Source organism: Dysgonomonas sp. 520 (assembly GCF_010501095.1).
In the GTDB taxonomy this organism is placed as follows: domain Bacteria; phylum Bacteroidota; class Bacteroidia; order Bacteroidales; family Dysgonomonadaceae; genus QVMP01.
In genome coordinates this window covers 1-20,728 of record NZ_QVMP01000014.1, presented here as the reverse complement: position 1 = coordinate 20,728, position 20,728 = coordinate 1, and the positions used below count along the sequence as shown (strand labels likewise).

Genomic DNA, 20,728 nt, shown 5'->3' with positions numbered 1-20,728 from the left:
CTCAAATGAAAAATAGCAAAATGAAAAAATATATTTTCTTATTATCAGTTGTTTCTCTAATGCTATCGGGATGTTCATCCGAAAAAAAGGATGGTGAGAAAAAATTAATCGAATATGTAGACCCATTCATCGGGACAGCAGCACACGGACACACATTTCCCGGAGCGATAGCACCTTTCGGAATGGTACAACTCAGTCCCGATACGGGATTGGAGGGTTGGGATTGGTGTTCGGGATATCATCATACCGACAGTTCCATAATCGGATTCTCTCACACTCACCTTTCAGGGACAGGTCGCTCCGACTTGATGGATGTGATGATTATGCCGACAACAGGCGAAGTGAAACTAAATTCCGGAACAAAAGAAAACCCTGATAGTGGTTATCGTTCCCGCTTTTCGCACGATGAGGAATGGGCATCACCCGGATATTACAAGGTGAAATTGCAGGACTATAACATTATGGCAGAACTGACTGTCAGTCCTCGTTGTGGTTTTCATCAATATACTTTTCCTGAAAGTGATGAGTCTCACATTATTTTAGATCTCGCACATCATTATTCTACCGATTCCATAAAGTTCCTCTCTGTTGATGTAGTTGACAATCAGACTGTAACAGGCATGAGGCAGACGAAAGGCTGGGGAGAACCAAATGAACTGTATTGGAGCAATCAGCAATTGTATTTTGCCATTCGTTTTTCCAAGCCTTTCCATTCATTTCAAGTATATTCTGATGATAAGTCGTTAGACAAAAAAACAGCAAGCGGAAGAAATATTAAAGCTGTTGTAAATTATAAGACAGAAGAAGGTGAAAAAATTCTGGTGAAGGTTGGAATATCTGCTGTCAGTGCAGAAAATGCCATACAAAACTTGGATACGGAAATTTCAGAATGGAATTTTGAAGAAACTCTGACGAATGTTCAGGACGAATGGGAAAAACAATTGTCTAAAATAAAAATAGAGGCAGAGGAAAATGAAAAAGTTATTTTCTATACGGCTCTTTATCATTCCTTGTTGGCTCCATATTTGTTCAATGATGTGAATAAAGAATACATCGGCTTTGATGGTGAAGTGCATAGGGCTGAAGGATTTGAAAATTATACAGTTATGTCCCTTTGGGATACTTTCAGGGCGGCTAATCCTCTGTTGACTATCATTGAGCCGAACAGGGTGAATGACATTATCAAGTCTATGATGGCGCAATATGAACAATATGGACTATTGCCGGTTTGGCCTCTATGGTCGAGCGAAACCAATTGTATGATTGGCTATCATGCGATCCCCGTCATTGTTGATGCCTATTTTAAAGGAATCCGTGATTATGATGTAGAAAAAGTTTACGAGGCAATGAAAACCTCCGCAATGCAAGATAATTTCGGAGTAAAAGAACTCAAACAATACGGATATATTCCTTACGATAAATACAACAAATCTGTTTCCACGGCATTGGAATATTGTTTCGATGATTGGTGCATTGCACGCATGGCAAAGGATTTGGGAAAGACGGAAGATTATGACTATTTTATGAAACGTTCGCAATCGTATAAAAACTATTTTGACAAAGAATATCAATTAATGAACGGCTTTTCTTCTACGGGTCAGTTCAGAAGACCTTTCGATCCTTTCTATTCGTCTTACGGAGAGTGCGACTGGGTAGAAGGCAATTCATGGCAATATTCTTTCTTTGCTCCGCATGATATTCCGGGATTGATAAGCCTTTTCGGTTCTAAGGAAAAATTTGCAAACGCTTTGGATACGTTGTTCTCAATTCACTCCAATGTTTCGGGTGCTGATGTACCTATCGACATTACAGGCCTCATCGGGCAATATGCTCACGGAAACGAACCCAGCCATCATGTGGCTTACCTCTACAATTTTGTAGGCCAGCCGTATAAAACGCAAGAGAAGGTTCACCAAATTATGAAAGAGTTGTACACGACAAAACCTGACGGACTTTGTGGCAATGAAGATTGCGGACAGATGTCGGCTTGGTATGTATTCAGTGCGATGGGTTTCTATCCGGTCAACCCTGCCGACGGAATGTATATATTTGGAAAACCGATGGTAAATTCGGCCGAAATCCGGGTCGGAGAAAAAACTTTTAAAATGATTGCAAACGACCTGAATGATAAGAATATTTATATTCAGTCGGTCAAATTAAACGGCAAGGAATACGATAAATATTACATAACTCACGAAAATATAATGCAAGGTGATACACTTGAGTTTTATATGGGAAATACAAAAAAATAGGATAACTACTAATCTATTTCTATTCTTATTCATTGTGCTGCTTTTTTCTTCATGCCGAGCAGCACAAAGGATAAGTCATGCAGATGGTGTTTATACTTTAATGCAAGGCGACCTTTCTTTCACGGTTTCGGGCACAAACGGAGGACGTATCGTTAGCTTTAAATGCGCCGGACAAGAAATATTATTATCCGAGAAAGATCATCCGCTTTACTACGGAGCCACTCTTTGGCCTTCGCCTCAACGCAGATTCTGGCCTCCTTCTCCAATACTTGATGCAGAACCTTATTTTGCCGAAGTGGAGGGAAATTTGCTCCGTCTTATCAGTGAAAAAGATTCGCTGAAGGGTTTTCGCTTCACAAAAGAATTTTCATTTTCTAAAAAAGATAAAGCTATATCGATCAACTATACGATAGAAAATATATCCGATACCACTCAGCATGTTGCCGCATGGGACGTGACTCGTGTGCCCGGAGGTGTTACATTCTTTCCTGTTAAGGACAAATATCTGAAAGATTTGCCATCCAACTTAGATCATGTCTCAGAACAAGATGGCATAATCCGGTATAATTATTCGCAGGATTCAATTAAAAGAGGTCAAAAACTCTTTGCCACCACACAAGAAGGATGGTTGGCGCATCAGTATAAAGATTTGGTATTGGTAAAACAATTTCCGATGACACAAGTAAAAGACTTGCCTTTGTTGCAAGGCGAAGTGGAGATTTTTCTAGCTCCAAACAGCCAATATGTAGAATTGGAGAATCATGGAAAATATACGGAATTGCGGAAAGGAGAGTCTTTGCATTATCAACAAAAGTGGTTCTTATTTCAAGTAGGAAAGGATGAAATGCAGAACCAATCGAAAATAATAGATACCATCCGAAGACGATTGCATATACTCACAAAATGATACGAGAGAATCAAGTCTCCTAGAAATCATAAGACACAATACCTACGGAGAGTGCCCATTTTGATTCTCTAATCCGTATATTTGTTCAGTTCTTTTTCGCAATTGTCAAACTCGACCAACATATTCAGGTTGTAATATGCGTTCCGAAGTTTTACCAAAGCCAATCGGATCTCCACAGGGTCTGCGTTTCTTGCTATGAGCAGTTCCCTATATTTTTCTAAATGAGGGAGTGATTTTCTGTAATAGTCGCTAGGTTCAATTAAGTAGCTTATATCCCTGTCGTCTATAGTAAATGCGTTTTCTTTCACATCCTGAGCCTGCAAAATATACAAGGTTCCTAATCCATCCAATGCCCTCTCGCAATCGGGATTTTCGTTCAGTGCAGCCATGTAAGCCTCGGAGGCATTGTCATAATCTTTCTCCGAAACAAAAATGTTTGCCTTGACGCTTGTCAGTTCGCACACATCTGCAACCTTATTTTTTATAGCTTTATCCAGATATTTGATTGCGTCATCAAGTTTTCCGTTACTGATATATTCATTTATCAGGTTAGCCAGAAAATATCGGTTATTCGGAAATTTACTGACACACTGATTCAAAGTTTGCATGAAATTAAGGGAATCACCTACTTGACTGTATTTATCCACAAGCAATTCATATATATCGCTTTCTTTGTATGTTTCATTCTCAATATAACCTTCTGATATTATTCTTTGCAGCAGATTAATTGAGTGAGTATTGTCATTCGTTTGCAAAGAAACGATGGCTGCATAATATTTTACGGTTTGAAAACTCTCATCCCGGGTGTCTATCCTCAGGTTGTCATTCTTTTTCAGTTTGAATACCTGCATTGACGGCGTATTCCAATAAGCCTCAAAAAAATTGAGTGCTTTGGTGTACTCTTTCTTGTCGAAAGCCAAAGCTCCCCCGTATATAAAGTTGTCGTAATTATTTTTCAAATTGAAAGCTATCTGCCGATATATGGAGTCATTCACGCCTTGCACTTTTACCGAATCTATTTTTGCATAATAACTGTACATACTATACAAAGAATCGTACATAACCTGTTCGTCAACGCTATTTTTGTGCAGGAAATCAGTTTCCTTGTCATACTTCATCTGCATGAACGCATTGGCAGCAACATCGCCCGCAGCCTTCCATCTCAGAATGTCTGCTTTTGTGAATTTCTGGTTTGCACAAGACATACAACATAGAACTACAATGGCTACAATAAATAATTTTTTAATCATTTTGTGTGTTGTGTTTTGTATAGCAAATATTATTATTTGTCATCCTGAGAGTATCGAAGGATCTATTTTATCAGATCTTTCACTCCCTTCAACATGACAAAACCTTGAAACAAGTATAGTTTTACAAAGGCAGATAAACGACCTTCTTTGTGTCGAAGAAATCTTCTTCAAAATAATTGTTCAAGTCTTCTACATCTGCATACTTTCTGAAAGGAGATATTTCGTTCTCCAGTTCTCCGCCTTTCAGGCAAATAAGGCCATTGGGTAGTGGATTATTCTGCTTTTTCGATATATTTTTCCTGACGATTTTCACCAGATCGGACAATGGCATCACCGCCCGGCTAACCACAAAGTCGAACAAGCCTTTCTCTTCTTCGGCACGACAATGGCGAAAACGGATATTCTTCAACCCTATCGCTGTGGATATTTCTGTCGCCACCCTTATTTTTTTACCGATACTATCCACTAATAAAAACTCCGATTCGGGAAAAAGTATCGCCAGTGGCACACCGGGAAAGCCTCCACCCGTGCCAACATCCATAATCTTCGAGCCATCGTTGAACCGGATTATTTTGGCTATACTTAATGAGTGAAGAACGTGGTGAACATACAGATTTTCAATGTCTTTTCGTGAAATAACGTTTATTTTCGAATTCCAATCCAGATATAAATCGTACAATGCTGCAAATTGTTCTTTTTGTTTATCCGTAAGGTCGGGGAAGTATTTTAATATTATATCCATTAATCTATTAATCTGAAAATTGGTGAATTTTCCTTTATCAAGTGTTTTATTTCTTCAAATGGCAGTAAAATTCTGATTGCCTCGGTTTTATATGTCGAATATTCACCCGAATTGAACACATAAGTAATACCTTTTCCATCTACACCGAAGTTTCGGTTCGGAACTATTTCTTCCAGATTTATATACCCGTACTCATCGTTTTCCAAGTCGGACAATTGCTTTACATTGTGAACTTTAAGTAGTTGCACCACAAACAAGTCGTGAATTTCCTGTTCATAGTCTTCTACAAAAATATCTTCTTCTTTTATTCGTTCGCCGGTTTCCAGGTCGATCACACAATTTTTGTACTGAGTATGCGTAATTGTTCCCATTTTCGAGTTCTGGCGTTCTACCTGAAAAGTCAGGAACCCACCTTCGTTGAACAGCAAGTGCCCCAGTAATTTTTCCGATGCAGTGAAGAACGGGTCGTTACCATCAAACTCGTCCATGTGGTTTTCATAGCCTTTCACTGTTGCATCGAAAGAAGAATTGAAATCCGACACATATTTGTCTACGGCGTCTTTTGGCGAAACTCCAGTATATTTTTCATCTTCAAAATACATCAGTATTATCTCCCTTTGCATTTTTTCGACGATAGAATCGTTGTCGTTCTGAACGGGATAAACAAACTCTACCGATAAGTTGCAGGCAGTTTGTGCCGTATCATTGTTGAAAAAATGTTTTTCCGAGACATTGATGGTGTCGAATGCCAGTTCATTTTTTGTGTATTGTTTTTCAGTTTGCTGCTTGCATGAAAATGAGGCTATTAAAAGACCAACACAAACTCCTAAAGTGATTTTTTTCATACTCAAAAGAATATTATTTAAATGCAAATATAGTCAAATGCGATAATTATTCGTTAAGAAAAACTTAAATTCAAACCTAATATTTTAAAGAATGCTTATCTTTGTCGTCTCAATACGCTGGCATTGTTTCGGAATGAAAAAGATTTTGCAGAAAATAATAATACTGAGTCTCGCTTCCATCATTTTTGTGATTGGAGCAGGATTTACTATTATTGACCTTTGTTGCAAAAACTGCATCATTGAGCAAATGCAGCTGTCGACGAAAAACGACTCGTGCCATAACAATAGCGATGCTTCTTGTTGTGCCAGCAATGATGCGACTGAAAACGTATTGGATCATGAACACAAGCATAATTGCTGCGACCGGCCTCACGATGGCGAATGTTGTGTAGCCAAACGTGTTTCGATGCTGCTGGATAGTTATCAATTCCGTCTGCAAGTGGCGGCTCCGTTCGTTTGGGTCGACGCTATGTTTCCGACCGAATTGTTGAAAATCTCGGACTCGCCTTTGGCTGAAAACAGTTTTTCCAAACAATTAAAAATACCACCTACCACATTACCCCGAGCCTATTTGTCTAAGCTCAGGGTTCTCATTATTTAATTTTATTTCTGTTATATTTTCCCAAATTCAAAATTTGAAATTTGGGACGGATTGTTTTGCAGTTAAGGCAAAACCAAAAAATTATAAACAGAAAAATAAGTCAAAATAATGAAATTCAAAATATTATTAATATTAATACTCGTGCCGTTTATCGGTTTATCGGCACAAACATTCAAAGGGAATGTTTATGACAGTAAGAAAAAGCCGCTCGAAGGCGTGCTTGTATTCTGGGAAAATTCTACCGATGCGGTGAAAACTGATGAAAAAGGTTATTTCGAAATCTCAGGAGTGAAGGATGCCCATCATCTTCATTTTTCACTTTTCGGATATGAAGAATATGCATTGCACACACATGACAACGGGAAACCTCTCTCCATTACATTGAAAGATGTAAAGGAACTGGAAGAAGTGGTGGTGACTAAGGCCGCCGTTGGCAGGTTCTCGTCTCGTATCGATCCTATGCGGACAGAGTTGCTCAACACAAAAGAACTGAGCCGTGCAGCATGTTGCAGCCTTGCCGAAAGTTTCGAAACCAACCCCTCTGTGGATGTATCGTACAGCGATGCCGTTACGGGAGCCAAACAAATTCAGTTGTTGGGTATTTCAGGAACATACGTACAAATGCTGACGGAGAATTTTCCTAATTTCAGAGGCGCAGCCAAGTTGTACGGGTTAGACTACATACCCGGTCCGTGGATGGAAAGCATACACATCTCGAAAGGTTCGGCTTCCGTGAAAAATGGTTACGAATCCATATCGGGGCAAGTGAATGTGGAATATAAAAAACCTCAGGATGCCGATCCGTTGAGCCTGAACTTCTTTATGAGTGATGCGAGCCGTTACGAGGGAAATGCTGATGCCGCATTGGTGTTGAACGATAAATTGTCGACAGGCATTTTTGCACACTACTCCAACGAAAAGAAAGAGCATGACGACAACGACGATTCATTTCTCGATATGCCTAAGAGACAACAAATCAACCTGATGAACCGCTGGCACTATCAAACGGATAATTTTATTTCGCAATCGGCAATCAAATTTGTGAACGATGAGCGCAGAAGCGGGCAAACAAAACATACTATGCCCAAAGGTGCTGCTTACGATCCTTATGTGATTGATGTGAAGACAAACCGTGCCGAGCTTTTCACCAAAAACGGATATATCCTCGATCATCATAAAAATGAAAGTATTGCCCTGATCATGTCTGGTTCGTATCACGATCAGAAGTCGAAGTATGCGACAGACAAATATAATGTGTACGAATATAACCTGAATGCTTCTTTGATGTATGAAAAAGATTTCAGCGACATGCACAAGCTAAGTACAGGGGTGAGTTTCAATCACGATTATTTCAACGAATCCAAGTATGTCCGTGATTTGATTCCCGGCAATCAAGATGATAAAGAATCGGTAACAGGAGCCTATGCCCAATATACTTTCAGTCTGAATAACAAGTTGATAGTATTGGCCGGATTGCGTGCCGATTACAGTTCGCTTCACGACAACCTTTTCCTTACGCCACGTGTGCATATCAAATATGACTTATTTCATGGTGCTCACCTTCGTCTATCGGCAGGAAAGGGATATCGCACGGTGTTCGTATTGCCCGAAAACAGTTATTTGCTTGCAAGCAACAGGCGCATTGATATTGAAAACAACCTGAAACAAGAAGAAGCATGGAATTTTGGAGCCAGTGCCAATTTCCACATACCACTGTTTGGCGAGGAGCTATCTCTTGCTGTGGAGTATTTCCACACAAATTTCCAAAATCAGGTGGTTATGGATATGGATTCAGACCCTCACAAGGTTAGTTTTTACAACCTGACCGGCAAATCTTATTCCAATAGTTTTCAGATTGAGGCTTCTTATCCACTCTTCAAGGGCTTTACCTTGCTAGGTGCTTACAGGTGGAACAATACGAAAACCGATTACAAAAACGGTCAACGCCTGAAGAAACCCTTACTTAGCGATTACAAGGCTCTTGCAACTGCTTCGTACGAAACCAATCTGAGGAAATGGCAATTTGACCTGACAGCCCAATTTAATGGAGGAGGCAGAATGCCAACCCCTAATGTTGTGGATGGAGCACCGTTATGGAAAGAAAAATTCAAATCGTATACCATAATGAATGCACAGGTGACTAAGTTTTTCAGAACATGGAGCGTATATGCAGGGGCAGAGAATATCCTCAACTTCAAACAGAAGAATCCTGTTATTGCAGCAAGCGACCCTTATGGATCAAACTTTGACGCCACAATGGTTTACGGACCAACTCAAGGAACGAAATTCTATGTAGGGCTGAGATATAATATCGGTAAATAAGAGATTATAACCGAAAAGAGCAGAGTATAAAAAAAACTGTCATTGCCTCACCTTCGCTCCTCGAATTGATAATCGGTGGAGCGAAGGCGACTCAATGACAAAGGTGAATAACACTTTGATTATATATCCTTACTTTTTACTTGAAGTCTGCGTCAGAAACTCCTTCGTTCACTTTCGCATCCGTCACATTCATTTCTATATCCATTCCCATCATATTGGTAGTTTGCTTGAATGGAATTTTTATACCTCCAACTTCCCGATAATCTCCGAATAGTGTGCGTTGGGTAATTTGCTGGCCTTCCATATCCACAGTTGCTTCTTCGGCAACTTTCAAACCTGTAGCCTGATCGTAGAAAATAGTTTTCTTTCCGTCTACTATTTTGTATGCGTCATTGTCTCCAACTTTTTCTATTCCGGCAATCTTCACATCACCCGATTTCAACATCTTAGTTTCGGGAATAATTCCTCCTGATTTCAAAGCCTCAAGCACATCTCCCGTCATTTCCTTTTTCTGACCTTGAACCACCATAAAACCTTTTTCTCCATCGAATACGGTTCGGGCCATAACCATACCCATCATAGATACCTCCTGAGACGATTTGCCCGATGCCGTTTGCTTGCTTACGGTCTTCATCTCCTGACCTTGTACCTTAGCTACATAAGTGATAGCTACGGTGTTCACCTTATCTATCGCTTGCAATCCGCCAATATTTCGGATATATTTTTCAAGGACAGACGTAGCCGTTACATTTGGGTCTACATCCTTCACCGATGGCTTTTCGGTTGCATCTGCATACTTGTCATAATATTTGATCGGAATATTCAAGGCTTCGAGGCTTGGCAACACTTCGGCAGCTTTACCAACCACAACGATACGCAGAGCGTCGTACATAAAATATTTCTTAGCAGCAGCATTCACTTGCTCCAGTGTCACGGCATTTATGTTTTTAATGTAATCCTGATAGAATGTAGCCGGAAGCGATTGTGTTTTCTCGTATGTTGCCAGATTTGCGATAGTTGCAGGTTTTTCTGCATTCATTACAAAACTTCCTACATATTTTGCCTTGGCCAAATCGAGGTCGGCCTGTGTCGGCAATTCAATTCTTATCCTTTTTATCTCGCCCAGCATTTCAACAACTGCACTGTCTGTCACAGCATTGCGCACCGATGCCGATGCCGTGAAGTCGGACGTATGTTTATCACCTCTAAGTCTTGAATAAGAGCCGTATGTCCAGCCGTGAGCTTCACGCAAATTCAGGAACAAACGGCCTTCGCCACCACCTCCGAGAATCTGGTTTGCCAAAAGGGCAGCGAAATAATCAGGATCGGTCATTTTCAAATTCACTACATTGCTCACCGAGATTTCCGATTGAACGGCGTGTGGCACATCCACAAAATCTATTTCTGTTGCAGTCAGGTTTACCGGCTCAGGATAAGCCTTTTTGGGTGAGGCAGCTTTCTTCCACGAGGAGAAGTTTGAGGTTACAAGTTTTTTCACATCGCCGAACTTCACATCTCCCACAATTACGAGATACGCATTTTCGGGGACAAAGTATGTTTTATAATATTCCTGAATATCGGATAATGAGATATTATTGATCGTTTCCTCTCTGAGAAATTCTCCCGAAGGATTTCCCTTGCCATATACCAATGCTTTTCTTACTCTGCCGGCTATTTCCTGTGCGCTTTTTTCACCAACTTTTATTCCATCCAGAAGTTTTGCCCTTTCACTCTCCAGTTCATCTCCACGGAAAACGGGATCAAGAACCCCCTGTGCAATTAAATTCAAAACTTCAGGGAAATATCTCGACAAGGTGCTTCCTCCTGTGCTATGCACCGAGAAAAAGAGCGAAGCCCCATAATAGTCCAGCTTTTCGTTGAACTGATCTTTGCTCAACTTGCTTGTCCCTGTACCCAACAGGCTGCTGGCCAAATCGTCAACACCCTTTTTGTTCCCTTCAAGGGTGGGGCCATTGTCAAGGTAAAGATTAAAATTGACCTGAGGCAATTTATGATTCTCAACCACCAGAACGGTTAAACCATTGGGTAGTTTAAAACTTTGAGGTTTTCCGAGATTCACTTTTGGAGCCGGACCGGGTTTTGGTTGCACCGACCTGTCCACCTGTGCTTGCATTGATACGGATAGTAGCAATACAAGAAATATGTATAATGATTTTTTCATTTTATTGTTTCTGATGTTTATTTGTTATTCAGCGTTTTTGGGTACATAATCAAGCACCAGACGTTGATTAGGTTTCAAGTATTTTTTAGCCACATCCCTTATTTCTTCACGGGTTATAGACCTGTAAATATCTATCTCTTTATTGATAAGATTCACGTCTTTGTAGAGCAAATAGTAAGTAGCCAGGTTGTGAGCAACACCATCGGTAGAGGAATTTTGACTTACAACACTATTCTCAACCTTATTCAGCAATTTCTGATATTCATCTTCAGTGATCAGTTCCGTGCAAATCCTGTTCACTTCCTCATCAATGCTGATTTGCATGTCTTCCATGGTTTTCCCTGTCATTGGCAGACCATAAATAAAATATGTTCCGTAATCTTCCTGAGGATAGATGAACGAACTAACGTCGAGTGCTGTTTTTTCCTTATCAACCAATCTTCTGTACAGCCTTGAACTTTTTCCCGAACTCAGCACATCCGAAACAAGATCGAGCGCATAAGTATCACGCTCTTTGAACGATGGGGTGCGGTATACGTTCAGCAACATCGGAATCTGTATGTTCTCATCTTCAAATTTAGCGTTGATTTGCTTGGTAATAGGTTCTTCCGTATATTGTTTTCTCACAATATCCGCGCCTTTGGGTATAGAAGCAAAATATTCGTCTATCCATTTCTTAGCCTGCGCTTTATCAAAGTCTCCCGCAACCACCAACACGGCATTGTTGGGTATATAGAATTTTTTGAAAAAAGCCTGAAATTCGGCCAATGTTGCCGCATCAATATGATCCATATCGCCTATTGTTGTCCAACGATAGGGGTGATGCTTAAATATATTCGATTTCACAGCCTCAAACAGCCGTCCGTAAGGGCGATTATCGACACCCAGACGTTTTTCTTCTTTCACAACTTCCCTTTGCGTATCAACTCCAATCTGATTGATGACGGGATGAAGCATACGCTCCGCTTCCATCCAAAGCGATAATTGCAGATTGTTTGACGGAAATGTCTCGTAATAATAAGTACGGTCATCCGAAGTATTCGCATTGTTTTGTCCGCCATTGGCCGATACGATTTTGAACCAATCGCCCCTGCCAATATTCTCGGTTCCTTCGAAAAGCAGGTGCTCGAAGAAGTGTGCAAAGCCTGTGCGGTCTGGTTGTTCGTCCTTTGCTCCTACATGATACATTACGGAGGTAGTAACAACCGGAACGGATTTGTCTTGATGCAAAATCACATGCAATCCGTTGCTAAGGGTATATTCCTCAAATTCGATGTGCTGGGCCGATACGACACCAACACCCCCCATGAAAAGTAACCCCAATGATAAGAAGATTTTTTTCATAAATTATGTATTTATTATATGTGTTTTTAATTCTATTTGTCGCTAAATCCTGCTTTTCGTCACAAACAAGCTGAAAAAATTCAGTTCGGATACAAGCTATCCCACCACGACGAATCGTCTTGCAACCATTTGGCAAGCCACGCATAGATGGTATAATTCCACTGAAGACGTTTATTGTAGTCTTTGATACTATGATTTTCGCCTTTCACCTGAATAAACTCGACCGGTTTTCCCAATATCTTCAATGCCGTATACATCTGGATGCTTTCGCCAACCGGCACATTCGTATCTTCGGTTCCGTGCAAAAGCAATAGCGGAGTATTGATTTTATCGGCACTGAACAACGGACTTTGATCTACATAAAGCTCTTTATTGTTCCAGGGATAACTATCTGCACTGGCTATGGAGTTGTACGTATAACCCCAATAACCCTCGCCCCAATAGCTGGAGATTGAACTGATTCCCGCATGAGAAACCGCCGTCGCAAACATATCTGTTTGTGTTTGCAGATACATGGTCATAAACCCTCCGTATGATGCACCGACACAGCCGATTTTTTCTCCGTTCACGAAAGAATGTTCGCTCACAAACTGTTTCGTCCCTTCTATTATATCGTTTGCCGAGCGTTTTCCCCAAGTATTGACATGCCGTGCTGCAAATTCTTGCCCGTATCCTGTTGCCCCGCTTGGTTGCAATACATAAACCACATAACCCAAAGCCGCATATACATGTGGCGGATAAGCACCCTCCAACGTGCGGGCTGTGGGTAGCGTTCCCCCGTAGTAATACACAATGAGCGGATATTTTTTCGTACCGTCAAAATTAGGAGGGAGGTAGTAACGACCGTCTATTTTCGTTCCGTCCGATGCTGTGAATACCCAATCCCTTGTTTCTCCCAGTCGTATCTCCGACAGACGTTTTCCCGAAGGGTCGGCAATCAAAGTGGAATTGTCGTTCTTCAAATCCAGATGATAGGCACGGGACGAATTGGAAATACTTGTTCCTGCATAAGAAGCGGACGCACTATTGCCCGAAAGCGAGAATAAACGAACCACATCTTCTTTCAACGGAAGCATTTTGAATTGCTTTTTATCGGGATTGTATCTGTAGATACGTTCATAATCCTTGTCGTAAGTAGCAAGATAGATCATGCCATCGCCCGAACTCCAATAGATTTTCTCTACACTAGGGGTAAAATCGCGTGTTATAGCTTCCACTTTCTTTGTGGCAACATTCATAATAAAGGCCTGCCCGTCGAAACTGTTGGGAATTTCACCATCTTTTAAGTTTTTTGCGATACCTCCGAAGGCTTCCGCCGAACCTTTTATCAAAACGTGTTTTCCGTCGGGAGAAAATTTAGCGGAGGTTGCATAACCCTCGTCCGTCCAAAGCGTATCGACTTTCATTTCCTGCATATCCAAGATATACATAGAAGTCTGGCTGAAAGGACGTTCTGTGATCTCTTTCCTTGTCGAGAATAACAGATAACGAGAATCGTTAGTTATATGATTAATGGAGGTCGATCTTTTTCCGTAAGTAAGGCGTTGTTTTACTCCTGTCTCAATATCGTATTTGGAAACAAAATAACGGTTGTCGTAACCCGGCTGCCTATCTTCGGGCGACTTCAATCTAATTAGACTTGTATTTCCTTTTTTCGCTTCATCACTATCCGCATAAATCAATGATTTCTCGTCGGGCGTAAAAAGATAACTGCCGGAAGGGATGTTCCGGGCGATGACAGACTCGGAAAGTGTTTCGGGATCGACAACCACGACTTTCAGTTCTTTTTCCGATTTGTCTTCGTAATAAAACTTATCCGACACAGGCATCCAGCTATAATTGCGACTGACTGCCAACGAAACCCGCCTGTTTGTTTTCACATTCAACAGTTCCTTTTCCTGAAAGATTTTTCCATCGTCTTTCGTGGTAGCGTAGCTTAGCAAGATATGCGTGCCATTTGGCGAAGTGGACAAGGAAGTAACCCTTTTTCCCTGTATTATGTCTTTAATGTTTACGAAACGCTTGTCGGCATTCCTCAGAATAGTGTAATTTATATTTGAGTCTTTGCTCTCCGCCTCCAGAACAACTTTCATGGCCTCAGGCGATTTGTTTGTCGGCAGACTCATATATTTTATCAGGATATTGTATGTTCCCGGAATTGCCGAAAAAGATATTTCGGAAAATTTAGCCTGCGACAGGCTGTCTTCCACAGTTGTTTTCGTGTGCTTCTTTTCCCCGTTTACATATACCTCATACATGCTTGGTCCGATAACCTTGAGTTTGGTTTTTCCTTGTTTATCTGTACTGAAATCGAAAGAAAGCAAATGAAACCTTGCCCCTTTTTGTGCTTTCGACAGAAAGAAGTAACCGGATACATCAGTTTTCAATTCTTCTGTGAAAGCATCCATACCCGGAATGGATATGTATGTCTGAAGAAAGTCTTTATTCTGAAATTTATCACCTTTCATGTTGGTTGAGTCTACCATGAAAGGTAGATCTACGTTTATCGGCTTTGCCCGATATACCCTGCTCAACTCAACACTCTTCTGACAAAAAGTGTTAAGACCTAATAGGATAAATGCTATTACAAACGCTATTTTCAGTCTCATAGCTATAATTTTTTATGAGATATAAAAGTAGGGATTTTTTGTTAAAATATTATTTCCTTCTCTATAAAATAATATTGTCATCATCTGACAAACACAGGATTGTTTGGTGTAGACAGTTCTTGCGAGTAGTAATAACCCTCCTCATCAAATGCCATCAGGTCGTCTGCCGAGGTGAGGCGATGCTTCAGGATGAACCGGGCAAGCATGCCTCTTGCTTTTTTTGTGTAGACCACAACCTGCCTGTATCCTTTATCTGTTTGTTCTTTAAAATCAGGGGTGATAATCTGTGTTCCTTCAGGCAATTTTTTCTTGTCGATAGCCTTTGTGTATTCCGTCGACATTAGGTTCACCCATATTTTGTCATCGGCTAAAAGCCTCTCTGAAAGATAGTTCGTCAATGTAGGTTTCCAGTAAGCGTAAAGATCTTTTGCCTTATCGTTTTCCAGTTTTATCTGCATTTCCAAACGATATGGCTTTATCATATCCAGAGGGCGCAATGCTCCGTAAAGCCCGGACAGGACAACCAAATGATCTTGCAAATAATCCAGTTCCGAAGAACTGAAACCACGGACATTCAAACCCGAATAGGCAATTCCATTATATGCAAATGCGGCTTGTTTTTCCGGAGCTTTTCCCGAACCGAAACCATGTATGTATTGATACACTTCCATTGCCTGCGCAGGATTTATCTTCATCAGGGTTTTCACGTCCTCCATGTTCAGATTCTGCAACAAAGAGTTCAACTCTTTTGCTTGTTTGTCGAATCGGGGTTTTGTTTGCCCTGCCTCAATATCTTCTTCTGCAAAATTGATCATCTTAGCAGGTGAAAGTGTTACTATCATTATATCTAATTGCTTTTTCTAATTATATCCTGAACAACCAATCCCGACAAAGTGAAACCGAAAATAGCCGTGGCATGAACCAATGTTCCGTTTATTTGTGCTTTTTTCTCATTCCAATCGTTAAGAGCTAGTTCCGGGTCGCCCCGAACTATGCTGCTTTCTATGTTTTCCTCTGTTGTGACCAGGCCTAAGCCTTTATTTTCCAAAACTTCTTCGCTATATACACAAAGAAATTTCTTGGATGGCATTTCCGACTTTTTCAGCCGGCGCCTCAATGCCGCAGCCAAAGGGCAACCTCTCACTTTCCAGAACTCGGACACTTCAATCTTCGTAGAATCCAGCTTCAAGGCTGCACCCATCGAAGAAAAGAATGTTGCACTTGTCTTGGTGGCGGTCTGAATCAGATGCACTTTATTTTCGAGGCTGTCTATTGCATCAATTATATAATCGTACTTGTCCAGTTCAAACTCCTGATAAGTATCTTTACTGTATATCTTCTGTAATGCTACAATCTCGGCTTCGGGGTTTATTTCCAACATCCGTTGTTTCAAAACCTCCACTTTCACATGCCCTACGGTTTTAGTGGTAGCGGGCAATTGACGATTAATATTGGTGACTGACACCAGATCGGAATCTACCATAGTGAGATGCCTGATCCCCGATCTGATCAACCCTTCCACGCACCAACTGCCAACCCCTCCAACACCAAATATGATAACTTTGCTGTTGGCTATCCTGTCCATCGTTTCTTCACCCACAAGGCGTTCTGTACGGCTGAAAATATCTTGTTCTAAGCTCATTGCAAGTTATGAGAAATAAGTTTTAAGTAGAAAGTTGAACTGATCACTGATGACTGTTAACTGAATACAAGTACATTTCTCTCATTTTCGGTAGATCGACACCTAAAACGTCTGTCAGGTATTTTTCTACCGAGCCATGATCTTTTTTTATCTGATCCATAGCCGCACCGATATATTCTGCCCTCACCTCAAATAAAGATTTCAGGTTCGGGTTTTTCTCTATGTATTCAGCATACTTGTCTCCCAAATAGACATTAGACATCATATAATCTTCCATGATTGTTTTTTCATCTACCCCTAGCGAGTAAAGGAACAATGCCGCCCCCATTCCTGTGCGGTCTTTCCCTGCCGAACAGTGAAACATCAATGGCACATCATCCTTGTTCTGAAGCAAATAGAAAAATTCTTTATATTGAGCAATATATAAACTATCTGTTACCAGCTGAACATTCAGGTCTTTCATCAATTCTTCGGCTGGTTTTGATGTTGTCATAAAGTCGATAACATTACCCGGACTGATTGACAATGCAAAGTTATTTTTAACGGAAGGCGGATTTTTGTCAGGAGCCGGCTCTATCTCTTCATCGGAACGGAAATCAACAATCGTGACAACCGGAATGCTTGCCAAATACTGCAAGTCCTGATCTGTGAGGTGATGCAGATCGTCCGAACGGAAAACCTTTCCCCACTTCACATACTTGCCATCCTTTGTTTTGAAACCTCCCAAATCGCGGAAGTTATAACCTCCTGTCATTGGCAAATGCCTTTCGGCTAAAATAGCTTTTCCGTTTGTTGTCTCCAGTTGGAAATAACTTCTGACCGAATCAGGTACATTCAGGGCAAATGTTCCACTACCCTCACCTTCTGCCACAGGTTTGGAAAAATCTATGCTTTCAACCGTCAGTCCTGAATAGAGTGTCCACTTTCCGTCTGTCTCTATTTTTAGAGACGCCTTTTTTGTATCTTTATTCCTCTCGATAGTGGCTATGTTTGAAATATCTTCGCCCGAATATTCTGCTTTTGTCATAGTAGTTTTGTTTTTATCTCCGCATGCTAACATCATCCAGATAGCTGACAATGTGATTGTTATAATATCTAACTTTTTCATAAATTCTATTCAATTATTACGATACGTTTTCCGTCTGCCTGTTCTTCGATGGTCACGTTCACCACATCGTGAGGCAAAAGCGACTGCACTTTTTCCGGCCATTCGATAAAACAGAGGCTTCCGCTATAAAAATAGTCTTCGTAGCCAAAATCAAATGCTTCTTCTTCTTTATTAATACGATAGAAATCGAAATGATAAATCAACTCGCCCGTACCTGAGCGATATTCGTTTACGATGGCAAAAGTAGGACTGTTGATCACATCTTCCACTCCCAGTTCTTCGCAAATGGCTTTAATGAAAGTGGTTTTTCCTGCTCCCATTTTTCCATGAAAGGCAAAAACGGTATTATCCCCCATTTGCTCTATAAACTCGCGGGCTGTTTCGTCAATTGCGTCAAGAGATTGTATTGTAAGTTGTTTCATAGAAGTCTATTTCGGATTAAGTGTGATTAATGGAATTATCATTTCTTCGAGCGAGATGCCTCCATGCTGGAATGTATCGGTGTAATACGACACATAATAATTGTAATTGTTGGGATAAGCGAAGAAATCGTCATTATAAGCAAAGATATACTTCGTGCTTATATTGGGACTTGGCAAACCGTATTTTGCAGGCTCACGTATCTCGTAAACTTTTTTGTGATCGTAATTCAGATTTCTTCCCAGCTTGTATCGCAAATTTGTGTTGGTTGCTTTGTCTCCAATCACTTTCAAGGCATTTTTCACACGTATGGTTCCATGATCTGTGGTTAAAATCACCTTATATCCTTTTTCTGCCAATTTTTTGAACAAATCGCTCGTGCTTGAATGTTTGAACCACGAACGGGTAAGCGAACGATATGCTGCCTCGTCCGATGCAAGTTCTCGAATCATTCTCGAATCGGTACGAGCATGCGAAAGCATATCAACAAAGTTCAGGACTATCACATTCAGCTGATTATTATCCAGTTGATTAAAGTTTTGGATTAGTTTTTCGCCATGTGTCGAATTGAGGACTTTATTGTACGAAAAGCTGTATTTCTTTCTGAAACGATCTATCTGTGTTTGAATCAGTGGCTCTTCGTTCAGGTTTTTACTTTCTTCCTCATCTTCATCAATCCAAAGGTCAGGAAACATTTCGGCTATCTGCAAAGGCATCAATCCCGAAAAGATAGAATTTCGTGCATATTGTGTTGCCGTAGGGAGGATACTGTAATACAAGTCTTCATTGAAAGTAAAGTCAGAAGCCAACAGGTCTTTTATTTCCATCCACTGGTCGAGACGGAAATTGTCGATTAAAATGAAGAATACTTTTTCACCATCATCCAGCAATGGAAATACGTTCTTCTTGAATAAGTCGGGACTCAAAACGGGTCTGTCGTCCGAATTATTCACCCACGACTCATAGTTCTTCCTTACAAATTTAGAAAAAGCGACATTGGCGTCCTGTTTTTGCATTTTCAGAAGATCGAGTAGTGGATTTTCGGAACTGGTCAGCTCCATTTCCCAATGAACGATTTTTTTATAAACGTCCATCCAATCTTCGGGCGATGAGGCGTTGTTTATTTGCATGCCAATCCGGTTGAATTCTTCACGATAACCTTCGAGGGTAGCCTCGGTCACGATATCATCTTTGTGCAGATTTTTCTTGATCGACATCAATATCTGGTTGGGATTGACGGGTTTGATCAGATAATCGGCAATCTTTTTCCCGATGGCATCGGTCATAATGCCTTCGTCTTCGCTCTTGGTAATCATTATCACAGGCACATTCGGGTTGATTTCTTTCAATCGGGAAAGAGTTTCAAGTCCTGTAATACCCGGCATATTTTCGTCGAGAAAAACCATATCGAAAGTCTCTTCCGAAAAAGCCTCTATGGCATCCTGCCCACTGTTGACAGTAGCCAATTCATAGCCTTTCTCGCTCAGAAACAAAATATGTGGGCGTAAAAGATCTATTTCGTCATCTGCCCAAAGTATTCGTTTTTTCTTCATCTCAATTCTATTACTTTTTTCATGTTCAAAAGTAACGAATTTAACATGTACTTATAATATCATAACTCTTAAATAATGGTAATCTGCAATAAATGATATATCGAAAACAAAAAAGGCAGAAAATTATGTGTTTTTCTGCCCTTGTTACATATAGATTATACTCTTATTCGGAGAGCATAAAGGCTGCTATTGAGTTTTCTAGGTGGGCAGCCCTAGCAAATATTATTGGCCACATTCTTGATGGAGCTCCATAATTCAAGGTTTGAACATCCAACCGAAGGGGTATGCTTGCTGTATGAGAGTTCCTTATGATGAAGAATCCTGAAAAGGTAGTAAAACCATATGGTTTTACTTGACCTCCAACAAGTGAAGAGCCATCATAATGGATATAACCATCATCTGCTGCATTTACGGCACTGAGAGTCGTTCTTGTATATACATGTGCATTAATAATGTCTGTTGCAGGAGGTACAACAGATTTGTTTGAAGGTTCAGCCAGCAAAGAAACCATTACAAACCACTTTCCGGGAGGGATGGTCAATCTCGCTCCGGTATCCCTCAATGGCGAATGTCCTCCAAATTCCGGGATATCAATACCTTCTCTAGTAAATGTACCCGAAGGTGCTGTTATTCTCACGCCGATTTCTTGCCATTCGGCACGCCCTGTATTATCCATTGCTGTCAATACTTTTCCTGTTTGCTGTGAACCGTCTTGCAGACGAAAACCGCTACCTTTTGTTGTCGTTCTGATATCTACTTTCGTTTGTGGGTTGTTCGTCCCTACTCCAATTCTGCCTAGAGTATCTACCACCACATCATCTGCGACGTTTGTGTTACCATTTGTGTCTCTTTTCCCGTCGATGTGGAAGATACCCTGCGGGTTTTCCGTGTTCACACCCACCTGTGCTTTTAGAGCCGTAACGGCTAAAAAAATCAATAAAATTAAACTGC

The 20,728-nt window shown here is 40.7% G+C and carries 16 protein-coding genes; 4 read left to right on the top strand and 12 right to left on the bottom strand.

The window, feature by feature from the left end; genetic code table 11:
* Positions 1–5 precede the first annotated feature (5 nt).
* Together D0T56_RS09810 and D0T56_RS09805 are read left to right on the top strand one after the other, a co-directional pair.
* A complete protein-coding gene (locus tag D0T56_RS09810) occupies positions 6–2,252 on the top strand; it encodes a GH92 family glycosyl hydrolase (RefSeq protein ID WP_255491148.1) in 2,247 nt (748 codons plus the stop codon).
* 100 nt (positions 2,253–2,352) lie between these two features.
* Complete coding sequence (locus D0T56_RS09805) at positions 2,353–3,159, top strand: DUF4380 domain-containing protein (protein ID WP_163319971.1); 807 nt, start codon at positions 2,353–2,355, stop codon at positions 3,157–3,159.
* A gap of 68 nt (positions 3,160–3,227) precedes the next feature.
* Here D0T56_RS09805 and D0T56_RS09800 read toward each other — a convergent pair whose 3' ends face one another.
* The 3 genes from D0T56_RS09800 to D0T56_RS09790 all read right to left on the bottom strand — a co-directional run bounded on the left by D0T56_RS09800 (position 3,228) and on the right by D0T56_RS09790 (position 5,996).
* Positions 3,228–4,409 (bottom strand): lipopolysaccharide assembly protein LapB, encoded by a 1,182-nt coding sequence (locus tag D0T56_RS09800; RefSeq protein WP_163319970.1) that lies wholly within the window; start codon positions 4,407–4,409, stop codon positions 3,228–3,230.
* A gap of 121 nt (positions 4,410–4,530) precedes the next feature.
* A complete protein-coding gene (gene rsmG / locus D0T56_RS09795) occupies positions 4,531–5,151 on the bottom strand; it encodes a 16S rRNA (guanine(527)-N(7))-methyltransferase RsmG (RefSeq protein WP_163319969.1) in 621 nt (206 codons plus the stop codon).
* A complete protein-coding gene (locus D0T56_RS09790; RefSeq protein WP_163319968.1) occupies positions 5,151–5,996 on the bottom strand; it encodes an RsiV family protein in 846 nt (281 codons plus the stop codon). The genes rsmG and D0T56_RS09790 overlap by 1 nt, the downstream gene beginning before the upstream one ends.
* A gap of 133 nt (positions 5,997–6,129) precedes the next feature.
* On the opposite strand from D0T56_RS09790, the gene D0T56_RS09785 reads away from it, so the two are divergent.
* A complete protein-coding gene (locus D0T56_RS09785) occupies positions 6,130–6,597 on the top strand; it encodes a hypothetical protein (RefSeq protein ID WP_163319967.1) in 468 nt (155 codons plus the stop codon).
* Between the two features lie 108 nt (positions 6,598–6,705).
* Entirely contained in the window at positions 6,706–8,919 is a 2,214-nt protein-coding gene (locus D0T56_RS09780; RefSeq protein WP_163319966.1) for a TonB-dependent receptor domain-containing protein, read from the top strand.
* Positions 8,920–9,055: 136 nt separating this feature from the next.
* Here the strand turns inward: D0T56_RS09780 and D0T56_RS09775 are convergent, their stop codons facing one another.
* The 9 genes from D0T56_RS09775 to D0T56_RS09735 all read right to left on the bottom strand — a co-directional run.
* A complete protein-coding gene (locus D0T56_RS09775; protein ID WP_163319965.1) occupies positions 9,056–11,101 on the bottom strand; it encodes a pitrilysin family protein in 2,046 nt (681 codons plus the stop codon).
* Between the two features lie 24 nt (positions 11,102–11,125).
* On the bottom strand, positions 11,126–12,445 hold the full coding sequence (locus tag D0T56_RS09770; protein ID WP_163319964.1) for a pitrilysin family protein: 1,320 nt from the start codon (positions 12,443–12,445) through the stop codon (positions 11,126–11,128).
* Between the two features lie 80 nt (positions 12,446–12,525).
* Positions 12,526–15,054: a S9 family peptidase gene (locus D0T56_RS09765; RefSeq protein ID WP_163319963.1), complete on the bottom strand. Its 2,529-nt coding sequence runs from the start codon at positions 15,052–15,054 to the stop codon at positions 12,526–12,528.
* Between the two features lie 80 nt (positions 15,055–15,134).
* Positions 15,135–15,896 carry a YaaA family protein gene (locus D0T56_RS09760; protein WP_163319962.1) on the bottom strand — a complete coding sequence of 254 codons (762 nt, stop codon included), beginning with the start codon at positions 15,894–15,896 and terminating at the stop codon, positions 15,135–15,137.
* A 5-nt stretch (positions 15,897–15,901) separates the two neighbouring features.
* Positions 15,902–16,696 carry a ThiF family adenylyltransferase gene (locus D0T56_RS09755; protein WP_163319961.1) on the bottom strand — a complete coding sequence of 265 codons (795 nt, stop codon included), beginning with the start codon at positions 16,694–16,696 and terminating at the stop codon, positions 15,902–15,904.
* A gap of 43 nt (positions 16,697–16,739) precedes the next feature.
* Positions 16,740–17,804: a tyrosine-protein phosphatase gene (locus tag D0T56_RS09750; RefSeq protein ID WP_163319960.1), complete on the bottom strand. Its 1,065-nt coding sequence runs from the start codon at positions 17,802–17,804 to the stop codon at positions 16,740–16,742.
* A 5-nt stretch (positions 17,805–17,809) separates the two neighbouring features.
* Positions 17,810–18,226 carry a tRNA (adenosine(37)-N6)-threonylcarbamoyltransferase complex ATPase subunit type 1 TsaE gene (gene tsaE, locus D0T56_RS09745; protein ID WP_163319959.1) on the bottom strand — a complete coding sequence of 139 codons (417 nt, stop codon included), beginning with the start codon at positions 18,224–18,226 and terminating at the stop codon, positions 17,810–17,812.
* A gap of 6 nt (positions 18,227–18,232) precedes the next feature.
* A complete protein-coding gene (locus tag D0T56_RS09740) occupies positions 18,233–19,783 on the bottom strand; it encodes a PglZ domain-containing protein (RefSeq protein WP_370458798.1) in 1,551 nt (516 codons plus the stop codon).
* A gap of 157 nt (positions 19,784–19,940) precedes the next feature.
* A partial coding sequence (locus D0T56_RS09735; protein ID WP_163319957.1) for a hypothetical protein occupies positions 19,941–20,728 on the bottom strand: 788 nt, incomplete at its 5' end.